Source organism: Paenibacillus glycanilyticus (assembly GCF_051200795.1).
GTDB classification, from domain to species: domain Bacteria; phylum Bacillota; class Bacilli; order Paenibacillales; family Paenibacillaceae; genus Pristimantibacillus; species Pristimantibacillus glycanilyticus.
In genome coordinates this window covers 347,018-359,354 of record NZ_CP195155.1, presented here as the reverse complement: position 1 = coordinate 359,354, position 12,337 = coordinate 347,018, and the positions used below count along the sequence as shown (strand labels likewise).

The 12,337-nt window shown below is 46.4% G+C and carries 14 protein-coding genes and 1 pseudogene; 2 read left to right on the top strand and 13 right to left on the bottom strand.

Annotated elements, in window-relative coordinates; genetic code table 11:
- Nucleotides 1-74: 74 nt before the first annotated feature.
- On the bottom strand, nt 75-896 hold the full coding sequence (locus tag ACR9FF_RS01780) for a (2Fe-2S)-binding protein (RefSeq protein WP_435168510.1): 822 nt from the start codon (nt 894-896) through the stop codon (nt 75-77).
- Between the two features lie 151 nt (nt 897-1,047).
- Between ACR9FF_RS01780 and ACR9FF_RS01775 the strand changes: the two genes are divergently transcribed.
- Nucleotides 1,048-1,344, top strand: coding sequence for a hypothetical protein (locus ACR9FF_RS01775; RefSeq protein WP_435168508.1), 297 nt, complete (start codon nt 1,048-1,050; stop codon nt 1,342-1,344).
- A 58-nt stretch (nt 1,345-1,402) separates the two neighbouring features.
- On the opposite strand, the gene ACR9FF_RS01770 is transcribed toward ACR9FF_RS01775, so the two are convergent.
- The 4 genes from ACR9FF_RS01770 to ACR9FF_RS01755 all read right to left on the bottom strand — a co-directional run bounded on the left by ACR9FF_RS01770 (nt 1,403) and on the right by ACR9FF_RS01755 (nt 3,006).
- Entirely contained in the window at nt 1,403-1,918 is a 516-nt protein-coding gene (locus tag ACR9FF_RS01770; protein ID WP_435168506.1) for a hypothetical protein, read from the bottom strand.
- A 74-nt stretch (nt 1,919-1,992) separates the two neighbouring features.
- The gene (locus ACR9FF_RS01765; RefSeq protein WP_308443831.1) at nt 1,993-2,199 is read right to left on the bottom strand and encodes a cold-shock protein; all 207 of its coding nucleotides are present in this window, start codon (nt 2,197-2,199) and stop codon (nt 1,993-1,995) included.
- 79 nt (nt 2,200-2,278) lie between these two features.
- Nucleotides 2,279-2,479 carry a cold-shock protein gene (locus ACR9FF_RS01760; protein WP_127497351.1) on the bottom strand — a complete coding sequence of 67 codons (201 nt, stop codon included), beginning with the start codon at nt 2,477-2,479 and terminating at the stop codon, nt 2,279-2,281.
- A gap of 392 nt (nt 2,480-2,871) precedes the next feature.
- The gene (locus ACR9FF_RS01755; protein WP_435168504.1) at nt 2,872-3,006 is read right to left on the bottom strand and encodes a hypothetical protein; all 135 of its coding nucleotides are present in this window, start codon (nt 3,004-3,006) and stop codon (nt 2,872-2,874) included.
- A gap of 139 nt (nt 3,007-3,145) precedes the next feature.
- On the opposite strand from ACR9FF_RS01755, the gene ACR9FF_RS01750 reads away from it, so the two are divergent.
- Nucleotides 3,146-3,433 (top strand): hypothetical protein, encoded by a 288-nt coding sequence (locus ACR9FF_RS01750; RefSeq protein ID WP_435168501.1) that lies wholly within the window; start codon nt 3,146-3,148, stop codon nt 3,431-3,433.
- Nucleotides 3,434-3,477: 44 nt separating this feature from the next.
- On the opposite strand, the gene ACR9FF_RS01745 is transcribed toward ACR9FF_RS01750, so the two are convergent.
- The 8 genes and pseudogenes from ACR9FF_RS01745 to ACR9FF_RS01710 all read right to left on the bottom strand — a co-directional run bounded on the left by ACR9FF_RS01745 (nt 3,478) and on the right by ACR9FF_RS01710 (nt 12,334).
- Nucleotides 3,478-4,263 carry a TatD family hydrolase gene (locus ACR9FF_RS01745; RefSeq protein WP_435168499.1) on the bottom strand — a complete coding sequence of 262 codons (786 nt, stop codon included), beginning with the start codon at nt 4,261-4,263 and terminating at the stop codon, nt 3,478-3,480.
- Between the two features lie 6 nt (nt 4,264-4,269).
- On the bottom strand, nt 4,270-4,836 hold the full coding sequence (locus tag ACR9FF_RS01740) for an RNA 2'-phosphotransferase (RefSeq protein WP_435172018.1): 567 nt from the start codon (nt 4,834-4,836) through the stop codon (nt 4,270-4,272).
- A 143-nt stretch (nt 4,837-4,979) separates the two neighbouring features.
- Complete coding sequence (locus tag ACR9FF_RS01735) at nt 4,980-7,691, bottom strand: family 78 glycoside hydrolase catalytic domain (RefSeq protein WP_435168497.1); 2,712 nt, start codon at nt 7,689-7,691, stop codon at nt 4,980-4,982.
- Between the two features lie 194 nt (nt 7,692-7,885).
- Nucleotides 7,886-8,896: a hypothetical protein gene (locus ACR9FF_RS01730; RefSeq protein WP_435168494.1), complete on the bottom strand. Its 1,011-nt coding sequence runs from the start codon at nt 8,894-8,896 to the stop codon at nt 7,886-7,888.
- Nucleotides 8,856-9,440, bottom strand: a complete 585-nt coding sequence (locus ACR9FF_RS01725) for an RNA polymerase sigma factor (RefSeq protein ID WP_435168492.1) — start codon at nt 9,438-9,440, stop codon at nt 8,856-8,858. Before ACR9FF_RS01725 ends, ACR9FF_RS01730 begins: the two co-directional genes overlap by 41 nt.
- A 131-nt stretch (nt 9,441-9,571) precedes the next feature.
- Nucleotides 9,572-10,438, bottom strand: a pseudogene (locus ACR9FF_RS01720) (phosphorothioated DNA-binding restriction endonuclease).
- The gene (gene mutT / locus ACR9FF_RS01715) at nt 10,428-10,826 is read right to left on the bottom strand and encodes an 8-oxo-dGTP diphosphatase MutT (protein WP_435168490.1); all 399 of its coding nucleotides are present in this window, start codon (nt 10,824-10,826) and stop codon (nt 10,428-10,430) included. The pseudogene ACR9FF_RS01720 and the gene mutT overlap by 11 nt, the downstream one beginning before the upstream one ends.
- 209 nt (nt 10,827-11,035) lie before the next feature.
- Nucleotides 11,036-12,334, bottom strand: a complete 1,299-nt coding sequence (locus ACR9FF_RS01710; protein WP_435168488.1) for an McrC family protein — start codon at nt 12,332-12,334, stop codon at nt 11,036-11,038.
- Nucleotides 12,335-12,337: the final 3 nt, after the last annotated feature.

Genomic DNA, 12,337 nt, shown 5'->3' with positions numbered 1-12,337 from the left:
CGCATAAACGCAAAAAGAGTATCTCCTTCCGGTTAACCCGGCCTGGAGATACTCTTTTATGTAGAAAGCAAGTATTAGTGCACGGCGGCTTCCTCTAGAATTTCGCATTTTCTCGCTTCACGTTCGTCATGGGTCATACGCGGGCATGTGTAGCATTTGGTCCCGTTCTCGCGGCGGTCGTACATGCAGCAGGAGGAAGGAATAAGCCATTTCTCCTCCGTATTGTACGGGTTCTCCACGTAGCGCGGGTTCGCGAGATAATACGGATTGCGTCTGCGATTGAACAACGCGGGATCAAGGAATTCCGCAAGCAGCTTGCTATCCGCCAGGAATTGCTCGGTGAGCTGCGGCATTTGCATGTGAGCCGCAACGAAATCCTGCGTCATCTTGAGCTGACCGCTGAACTGCTGCCAGATTGCATCCGGCTTCAGGTCGCCGGCTTCGGCTATCGCTTCAATCGCAGGCGTAACGAAATTCGTGAAATACTCCGCCCAGTGTTGAAGCAGGAAGGCTTTACGCGCTTCGGGCTCCGTTGGCACCGGAATGGAGCGGAGCTCTTTTATTTTATAGCCCAGATGGGCATGATCGTCATTCATTTCCACTTGGTAGTTGATATTATCCGGATACATATCGAGTAACCGATTGTACATCGAAGCGAACAACAGCTGCACGATGCTTACTTTGCACAGGGAAGTTCCGATGAACGATGCCGGCAGCGCGTTCGAGATTGCCTGCACCGTCTCCCCGCTCCGCTTTAGCGCCTCCTGTAGAGTAGCCGGATCAAAAAAGCCCGTTGCCGGTATATCGTAAATCGGATGCTCCGCCCCCTCGGGCGAAATATGGTAATACATCTTTACGAGACTAAAATCGAACAACGTCTCCGACCTCCGTTTCATGATTCCCCCAGGCCTTCCGGACCGCCAGACTGCCTCTTTCATCCTATGTAAAGAATCCTCTTATATGATAACGATTCTCAAAAACGCTGTCAATTTAGAAACCGCATAAGAATCACCCTTTTGCCTAAAGCTGTAGATAGAGGTGAACCTTATGATCTTTATCATCGGAGCAGGGCTGGCCATAGCCGCAGCCATTGTCGGATGGATCAGCTACCGGAGCCAGATGGGCAAATCCGTCTTGGGCGGCCTCGCCGCCATCGCGATCTTCCTGGCCTCCACCGTCATCGCCACTTCCGCCACCCGAACCATAATGGACAATACCATATACATGACCGAGATCCACTCGGTGCTGGGGTCGCCGACTTTTATCATCAGCACGGGTTACTTGATGGTGTACGGCCTTGCGCGGATGGTTGCGGGGATTGGTCGCGGGGCTGCGACCAGGTGAAAAATAAAAGGACGCGAGGGTATTCAAGCTACCTTCCGTCCTTTTGCGATCAGTCGGTTCAGTCCGCTTTTCCATATTTCAAAGTCCACTGATCTAACCACTCGGCGTAAGTAAGTCCCGTTATATGCTCCATATCCGATCCATCCAAATAGCTTGGACCGCCCATAAATATCGCACCATTGCTTAGAGGAAGAGGAAAAGCATACCCTCCGATCACCCTGCCTTCTGCCAGCATGACCGTAACCGCCGTATTCGTCTTGGAAAATCTCTTCAGAGGATGATTCGTAACGATAAAATGATATTCCTCTATCATTGTGCCTAAGTACGCATCCGGTGACACCTTCTGTGTACCCCATATCATAATCATTGGCCAATTACCTTGACCAACCTTCAGCATACTCTTATCCAATATATAACGGTCAGTCGTCACCGCGTCATTGGTCAGCTTATAACCCCGCATAGTTAATGCCCGCTCCGCTAACGTCTGTTCATCCAACGGAATCTTGTGCACTCCCCCTATAAGAATAAGAAGCACGATGCCGGCAAATAACATAGACATGCCGAATCCTCGCATATACGGCCCCTCCTGGCTGGAAAGCTGTTGGCAGCAAAAAAGCATCTCCCTTATGAGGAGATGCTTTCGTTATGCTATTTCTGATGGCTAAAGCTGGTATTTGCTACCACAGCCAGCATTCTTTCTTCCTTGATCATCGGGGATTGGCATAGGAAGCATACGGGAGCTTCGGATAATGAGAAGTTATCCCTCATCCATCCCTTGCATTGCTCGCTCGAGCATGACCATACCACTGTTAATTCAGTAGGCAGTTCTTCAGCCGTCTTTTTCCGAGAATACATTCATATCCCTCTTTCCTCTGATCTGTAATAATGAAAAAAGCCCCAAACCTTGAAGTCCGGGGCATTTTTACGTACAATCCTACAGTTTTACAACGTTTTCCGCTTGAGGACCACGGTTGCCTTGTACGATGTTGAACTCAACGCGTTGACCTTCGTCAAGGGATTTGAAGCCTTCGCCTTGGATCGCGCTGAAGTGTACGAATACGTCGTTGCCGCCTTCAACTTCGATGAAGCCAAATCCTTTTTCTGCGTTAAACCATTTTACTGTACCTTGTTCCATGTTCAATTACCACCTTGTATATGATTTACATGACATTCTTATTTTGTTCAAAAAATAAAAAATTCACATATCGTGCAGGATTATTTCCCTTTGTAAAAAATAACCCTCTACGTTATGTGAATTCAGGTCACGTTTATAAATTCATTATAGCACATCCAAATGGAAATAGCTAATACCAATGGAACCCATTAGGAAAAAAACATGGATTCTGCCTAACGGTGAGGTTTTTATCGGGAAAATGGACGAGAAATACGGCTCCGGAGGCAAAGAGAATCTCGTGTGAAAGCGTCTTTTCATCCACAATTAGCAGCTCACCATATCCCCAATCGTCAAAGCCTCTGCGATCAAGCAGGTCAGGCGGATCCATCGTGATTCCGATCCCGCTGATATGGCTATAGATCAAAGTGCTTCAAGTACTCTGTCCAGAACTGCTGATCGTTTACCCTCCACTCTGCTTCCGCTCGCTTTTGCACTTCCGGATCGCCTGAATTGATGGCTGACCAAAGGCTGGATTTGAAATATTTCATTTGAAATAACCTCCTACACCCAAGAAACATTTTCCTATCTGATGCGTTAATATAGGCAATCCACAACAAACTTCGAATTGAGGTGACCAATGAAGACTTTAGACGGCCTCTAGCTTCCCCCTAAGGAGGTTAGAGAGTTATGAGCAGAAGTTTCAAGAAATCACCTGCATGGACGGAACAGAGTACACCAAATGCCATCTGGGCTAAAAGACAAGCCGCAAAAACCGTACGCCGCTTCACCGCCGATATTTCAAACGGAAAATGGTACCGGAAGCTGTACTGTCCATGGAATATTTGCGATTACCGTTTCTACCGAACGAAACAACAAGCCATTCAAGAATGGGAGACATCCCGATGGCCAAGCGACCTAACAAAGACCCGAGCTGAGATCATCAACGAGTGGGCTAAAATGTACAAAAGAAAATGATGAGAAGCGTCGGCCAAGGGAAGCCCGGCGCTTTTTTTCTTTGCTTAGATGCGGAAAAAGGCTTTCGCCGTCTGCGTAGTCGCTTGAGCCACTTCATCCGCCGGTTTCCCGATACACTCCGCAACCGCCTGCAAAATATGCGGCAGAATGGCCGGTTCATTCCGCCCGTCTTTCGGCTTCTCCTTCAAATCCCTAGGCGTTAGGAATGGCGCATCCGTCTCGATCATCAGCCGGTCCAGCGGAATCATCCGCACCAGCTCCCGGAGATGCTTGCCTCTCCGCTCATCGCAAATCCAACCCGTAATCCCGATATGGTAGCCCATCTCCAGATATGCCTTAAGCTCCTGCCGCGTGCCCGTAAAGCAATGTACGACGGCATTTTGAACGCGATGCTCCTTCAGCATCCCGATAAAATCCGCCGAAGCCTCCCGTTCATGAAGGAACAACGGCATATCCAGCTCAAGCGCCAGACGAATCTGCTCTCCGAACCATTTCCGCTGCACATCCCTCGGCGAGAAGTCCCTATTGTAATCCAGCCCGCACTCCCCGATCGCAACCACCTGCGGCATGGCTGATAACTCGCGCAGCTTCGCAATCGTCTCTTCATTGCAATTCTTCGCGTCATGCGGATGTACGCCAGCCGTGGAATAGAGCTTCCCGGAATATGTTCCGGCATAACGTGCCGCGTCCACACTGTTCCTTAAGCTAGTGCCGGTGATGATAAGAGGCGTAACATGGTTCTCCGCCGCTCTGGCAACCACTTGGTCACGATCCTCATGGAAAGAACGGTGCATCAGATTCACGCCGATATCTATAATGGAATTTGTCATGGTTATCTACTCCCTTTTTCCTGCCTCATAGACCGAGCAGCAATCTGCCGGAACACGGTCCGCCAGCCACACCTCGTTGCCTGCAAAGAAGAAGACGACACCCGCTTCTTTTGCACGCGACGTATTTATCTCCAGAATCACAAGCTCTCCCCTGCGGCTTCCCGCCAGCGTTGCAAAATGAGTCCCCTCCGATAGATGCACATATTGACGATTCATCGGATGAAGCCCCTCCCCCAAGATGGAAGGCAAGGCCTTCCTGTTGGTGCCGTGATAGAGGACTGCCGGTGGTTCGCCCGCCGTATATTGGACTCTATCATGACTATGCCCATATCTTGCCCGAATACGTCCATCCTCGATGGCAAAACGCTGCTTTTCCGAATTGCGCACGACCTGCTCTATATCTTCAATTGTGATCCCGGCCCACTTCGGCTGAGCTTGTATCGCCTCGAGCAAAACATGTATCCCGCAGGAACCATCCTCCGGATCAAGGTTAACCCCGAACTGCTCCGGTGTATGCCGAAGAATCTTCGTCATTAGTTTGCTTAAGCTTTGCTCTATGGCTTGATTCAGCATGGCTTTCACTTCGCTTTCTCCATTAAACTTCCAGTTATTTCATTATAGCCTCTTCTTTAGGTGCGTGGGCTGGATTAATCGGATTTAGCTAAACGTTCCCATTAAAAAAGCCTGAACCAATGAGGATTGGCTCAGGCGTTATTTTACTCGGGATTCACGGTTATATTGAACTCATATCGACCTGAACCTAGGGTGACGACGAAATCGTTCGGTTCCGCCCTCCATTGGATCGTATCCGGTGATTGAACTATATCAGATGACGGCCATATGATTTGGTTGGATCCTTTTTCGAAAATGGACGTTATAAGGACATTGCCGCTTTTTATAGGAAAATAAACCTCTGCCCAGCCGTTAGGCGGGATCTGGATCTCGCAGGCCCAGCTGCTGCTATCCTCTCTGGACCAACGAACGGCATACTTCCCACGAATGGTATGAACAGCTGCGGACGCATGGTTTAACTCGTTCACACGGAACGGTTTAAAGACAACCTGCCCGAATGCTACGGAATCCGGATGCGGGGACAACCCGGCCACATGCTTGTAGAACCAGGAGCTGACGCTTCCGAACATCGGATGATTATGGGAGTCATGTCCGTCCCAGGATTCCCATAGGGTGGTGGCACCGTTTTCGATCATGTAGCCGTAGCCGGGGTAGTCTTTTGCTGCGACCATCTTTAACGCTAGATCCGTCTCACCCCGCTCGCTCAGAAGATCGAACAAGAAGAAGGTTCCGAAAATACCGGTATCCAAATGCCCGCCTAGATCATCACGGTAATGCTTCAGCACCCGCTCCCACACTTGATCCTCATGTTCCTCGGGAACGCAGCCCAGAACAAGCGGGAACAGATCCGAACCCTGCCGACATATGGAGTAAGTGGCGGTTTCGGGATCGAAAAACGCCTCGTTAAACGCTGAGCATATGAAGTCAAAAAGCCTCGCGTATTGTTGGGCGTCCTCTTCATGATCAAGCACATCAGCGATTTCGGACATCATCCTTACCGTATAGGCATAATAGAACGTGCTCACTAAGGTTGGAGGAAGCTCATTCGCACCCGGGATACACCAATCCCCCAGGAACCAGCTGTCCGGTTCTTCGAACTCGACCAGATAACCTCCACGATTACGCGTACCTAGATAGCTGATCCAACTTTGCATCCCTGCATAATGCTCAGTGAGCAGACGACGATCCCCATACATGCGATACATCGTCCACGGCATAATGATATAGGCGGATCCCCAAGCGACTCCACCTCCGCCCCCGTTGAACGGAGCCGTATGCGGGACAAAGCCCGTCTGCTTGTTCTGCGAATCGCTGATGTCCCCGATCCATTTTGCGTAAAAAGCAGCCATATCAAAGTTATAACTCGCCGCCTCCGCCGTCAGGTGTCCATCACCCGTGTATCCGAGTCGTTCACGATGCGGACAATCGCTTGGCACGCCGCCATGCATATTGGTCAGCTGCGACCAACGATACGCGCTCTGCACTTGGTTAAGTAACGGTTCAGAGCAAGCGAACTCGCCGGTAGGTACGACCGAAGCATGAACAACGATGCCTTCGAGATCTGTGAGGTCCGGTATACCGGGATACCCGGTGACCTCCACATAACGAAAACCATGCCAGACAAATCGGGGTTCGTATTGCTCTATGCCTTCGCCTTTCATGATGTAGGTATCGGCTTGGATCTGGCCATCGCCACCGCAGCTTAGCATATCTAGCGCGCTATCCGGGCCGAGATTTTCCGCAAACCTCAGCGTAACCTGCTGCCCGGCATCCCCTTGCATACGAATGCGCACCCAGCCGGAGAAGTTTTGACCGAAATCGAAGATGCAGGTATGAGGTTTGGATTCGGCACGGGAGATGGGTTTGAGCGTGCTGATCTTTTTATCCGGGGGAGACATCTGAGCCGTCAGCTGGCCTTTCGGAGAACGAACCTGGTGGGCATGACTCCAGGACGAATCGTCGAATCCTCGGTCATCCCAACCTGGCTGCTCCAGCCTTGCATCATAGATCTCTCCGTAGAAGACGTTATTGAACACAATTGGACCGGAGCTGCATTTCCAGCTCTCATCGCTGCGGATGTAATCCACCGTACCGTCCTCATAGGTTAGGGTCATCTGCAAAATTAATCGGGGAGCGCCGTATTTCATTTTCCCTTCAATCGTTCTTTCCGTCTGATTATAGAAGCCGTTCCCGAGCATGACTCCGATTGCATTTTCACCTTGCCGGATATTATCCGTCACAGCATATTGAAGATAGTTGACCCTCTTGGAAGTCTGATCATCGAAAGGATACAGCAGCCCTTCGATCTGGCGGTCATCATAATCCGTCCAGTTTGGAACCAGGACATGATCTCCGACTCGATTGCCGTTCATATATAGCTCGAAGTAGCCCAGTCCTGACACTGATATAGAAGCCTGCTTAACTACTTTATGTATGTGGAAGGAGGTTCTGAATGACGGTGATACAATCGTCTCATCTGTTCCTATCCACTGTGCGGTCCATTCATCTGGGCTCAGGATACCCATCTCAAAAAAAGCAGTCCCTTCAGCTTCGTATAACTCTCCATCCTGATCCCAACATTTCACCGTCCAGTAGTAGCGTTGTCCGCTAGTGAGTGGGCTGCCAGCATACTCAATGTGGAAGGTTTCCGCAGATTCTACTTTGCCCGAATCCCATAGCTCGTCGATTCCGGAGAAGAGGGAATGCTCTGGACTCATAGATACGATAATTTGATAGACAGCCTGCTTTCGGTTACGTTTGGAGGATTCCAGCTCCCAACTGAAACGGGGCTGAGGTGTCTGTATGCCAATGGGGTTGTGGTTGTACTCACAGCGTAATCGAACGATTTTTTGCATGATAGTAGTCCCCTTTTATTAATGGATGAATGGCTGTGTATTCGCTTTCAAATTCAAATAAAGTTGGTATACCTAGATATTGATTATCACTGATATAATAGCATACTAACTTAACCGCATAAACAACAAAACGCATACAAACTTAAAAAATCACGTTAATCGGATCACCGATTGACGTGATTTTTTAAACTCCATTAATCATTTTGAGCAATAACTGCCGCTGCGAACTGACGCAGCTCATTTTCATCAACAGTATTACTAATTACAGAATAGATGCGATAATTGCCCTCAGCTACTTTCTCCGACCAATTTATCGACTTCTCGCTCCCTGTGTTATCCCGATAAAAATAGGCGTCGACTCCTTTTATCGAGAGTATAGAGTCAGAGGATGGGTGACTGTCATAAAAAATCGGCAGAATTGGAATATCTAAGGACGCCGTGAGCATGATTTCTTCATTCTGCTTGTTATAAAACCATTTTAAAAATTGAGGTTTCGTTCCACTTGGTTCCACGGCATATTTATAGTTCAGGCCTGATTCTTCGTCATCCTCAGTTATCCACTTTCGCTTATTTGAGCTACTGTACGAAATATCATTTTGCAGCTCGGACCGGTTAAGATTCCAACCCTTCCATTTAGACAATGGCAAGTTGATTATGGTACCGTGCCTTAACAAATAATCATTCATACTATCGGGAGTATCGAACTCCAAAGGTTTTACGACAATGGAATAATGAGAGCCTTTCTGAGGCAGCAACTTACCATTTTGCTCACTTATCGCCTGATCCCCCACGTACACAACCGCTTGCTCCCCATCCTTCAGCCCGTCACGCACGCGATCCAGTATTCTATTTTCTTCTACGGGGGCGGAAGGTATATCGGTTGGAGCCACTTGAAGCGATGTGTTGCCCGACTTATCGCGCAGCGAAAACATATATCCGGAATAAGCTGCGTAACATGTTCCTCCAAGCAGCACAAATAGACAGACCATTACAGCTACACGAGTAAACATACTTCTCTTTATAACGCTGTAAGACAGACCTCTTGGAGTACGAATGCTTTCGTTCTCTTCTAGCAATCTGCTTAATACCTCTGCTGTCACGTCACTACTCGATCGAACTGGGGATGGGACGTTGTGATAAGCAGCAGTGAGCTCATTGCTATAATTATCTTTCCGGTGTAATGGAAGTCCAAGATTCTTTTCCAATGCTTTTCCCCTCCTCTTGTGCATAATTGCGTTGCATTTTAACTCTCGTGCGCTCATAACGCTTTCGCACTGTCGCTGCCTTGCAATCGAGGATTAGAGATATTTCATCAAAGGTTAGTTCTTCTACGACTCGCAGAAGCATGATCTGTTTTTCTTCCAACGATAAGCCTCGTAACATTTCATCTACTCTCATTTCAGAGTCATAATCGGTAGTAACTGCCTCTCGCTGGAACAGATGCAGCCTCGACAGTAGGCCTTTGCGTTTACGGATTATGTTTAAGCAATGATGATAAGCAATTTTGTATAGCCATGAAGTAAAAGAAATCTGCCGCGAATACTTATCCATGTTCCTAAATACTTGCAGGAACACATCCTGAACGGCATCCTCCGCTTCCTCCCGATTGTGGAGCAAATGATAGACATAACGATATAAAGGCAGCTGATAGAATTCAATGACATGCTGATAAGCATCTTTATTTCCTTCTTTAACTAGTCGTATCCATAGTTCAATATCGGCGGTATTGCTGCGCGTGCTCTTATCCATATACCCTCCACTCTTAACTTCCCGAGGCCTCATATAAGTTGTAACACGCGAGATTAGCATTTTGTGACAATTCAAATAAAAAAACTCAACCGCAAAATATCCTTGGTTGAGTTCTCATTGGATTCATATATTCACACCTTATACCTCGCCGGGCCTCTAAACACCTCTCGAAAATGCCAATGAACGAAATTATCCTTCGGCATATAGTCCGGATTAATCGGTTCGCGAACCTTGTGACCGTGGTATCTCATCAGCCACTCATTAAAGCCATTTGTGCCATGGGCTTGTTCTGCAACAAGCAGCTCCCGCTCCTCGGTTATCGTAAAAACGCCACGGTCGAACAGCTTATGATGCAAGGAGCATAACGCAATTCCATTATCCTCTTTGTCAGGCCCGCCAGCTTGGTGCCATTGAATATGGGCAGCATCTATGGCGACTAAATTGTTGCCCAACCTTACATTAAAACCGCACACAGCACAGCTGTATTCGTAAGCCTTCAAAATGCGATCTCTGAAGTTTGGATCACGCGGCCTTTTCCGCTTAATGGAGAAGTCGAGTCCAATCTCGTCCATAATATCCTGATGAATACTATCCGGAAAATGTTCCGTAAGCAGGATCTCCGCCAACTCCTGAATAAGGGAGCGATTGCAGCGAAGCAACTCAAGCACCTCGTTGTTAAAACCACCGGATACATGCTCCGTCAGCAGCAGCTTATCTGAAAAGTTTCTTTTATCTACGGACTGACTGAGTTCCCATATCCCGTCGGTGGAAAGCCTGACAAAAGGCTCCTCCGGATGATAGGACTTCCTCGCCGGACCAAACTCAACAAGCAGCTTCTTCAGCTTATCTCTTACCACCTCGTAAGGCAAAACCGTATGCTGCTGTTGGAATTAAGCTAGACTTAACAGGATTAACAATGGCTTATGCGGAGCGCGTTGTCCGTTCTTTTTCCAGATGGATAGGTTCGCGATTCTTTGTTTAAGCTCATTAACCTCCATGCTGCTTCCCTACTTCCAGCATCTCTACGAATGGAATATCTGCCGGAGCAAACGTAAACTCCCCGAGTTCGGCAGCAGTGATCCAGCGGTACTCATCATGATCAACCAGCATGATCTCACCACTGACAAAAGTCGCTTTATATGCAATCAGCCTAATGTGAGTTGCCCCATAGTGATGATCATTAACTCCGAAATAAGCATAAGGATTAATCTCGATATGCATCTCCTCGAGCAACTCTCTTTTCAGACAAGCCTCAGCCGTCTCGCCCGCTTCGATCTTACCGCCCGGAAACTCCCACATTCCTGCTTGAGACTTCCCCTGCTTCCTTCTCGCTATCAGAATCTGACCCTGCCCATTCTCAATAATAGCTGCCGCAACCTCGATCATATCATTCACGTCCTAAACAATCGCTTTATTCGCCGCTGGCACGAGGGAAAAATCGGATTAACAAATACTGTTGTTATAAAACAAACAGACTATATTACTGCTGGGAAGATAACAAAAAGAGCTTTATATCAGAAAATAATAACTTTTTAACGCTAATAGCTAAGATTTATAATTAACCCCCTCGCAAGTAGCCTCCTGGTAGTTCAAGGTTATTGAGCACATATATCCTTCAGCTGCTGCTTAATGATATGTATTTCCTCTGGCAACTTACAATTTAGATTTATGGTTGAAATATAAATGGTTATATCTTGTGTAGGGAACGTAACATTATTAAACTTTGGAAAGTCACGTACATTAAAGTCCTCTTTATCAGTCGGGTACAATAATATTACCTTCTTACAGCTATACTCTCTTGCATACGCATACATCTGATAAATATCTGACTGGCTTATGCCAAAGTTTCTTTCAGATGGTTTAAGCAATTTCCATTTTGTATCTATAATTTTAAGACATCCATGTCGTTTTTCATCATAAATAACATTGTCAGGAAGTAACCTAAAGATACCATTACCATACTCATTCTTAAATAGAAACTTTGAATTACCCCTTCTATTAGAGATAGTAATCGTATCAGGCGGTAATATATCAAACTTACGATCACTTATTAACTCCTGGATAAATCTCTCATAAATTACGTTCATATCAAATAACAGACTAAAACCCTGTAACTTTCCACTACTTAGGTTAGGGGATTCTTCTCGCCAAATCACCTTACACATTTCAAGAATATCATAATAAGATTGATGTACTGTTCGTGGTATCAAAAGCTTATCAAACTCTTTTGGTACAAACCCCTTAGCGTCAACTTCACTAAGAAGATCCCTAAAAAATTGCAAATCCTTGATATTAGTCTGCAATTTTGAGATAGTAATGAGTTTTTCTACAGTGGCCTTTATTATTCTATTTATCAAATTATGCATTGAGTACTCATCATGTTGAACAAAAAACCTGCTCTTATTGAAGATGTTTTTTCTTAGTTGTTGCTTCATTTTCAACTTACCTCTAAGAAATGATGCATTTTCTTCAGTATCATTATATTGATGAATTATACCCGTTTTATACGCATAACCGAGTCTATCAATAAATACTCTAATAAAACACTCTAAAAATGTATGTTTCTGAGTATCGAAGTTGCTTATTTCTTGAACTCTAAATGGTACTATTTTGGCAACCGCAATCATATAAAGCAGATTTTTTCTAATTTGTGAATTTCCATCATTATAAAGTTTTGGGAGGATTTCTATTTGGAGATTACCTATATTTGCAACTCCAACCCATTGCAGAGGAATGATTTTCTTATTCCCCCAATTAAAAATCGCTTTACCCTGTTCCTTTTCTAACCTTTCTAATAAAGCAGCCTGCGACCTCGTAATAATCTTTTTCTCGCTACTGAAAGATTCACCAATATATATTGGCTCATGTTCTCTAACACTAATTATCAGTCTCATATC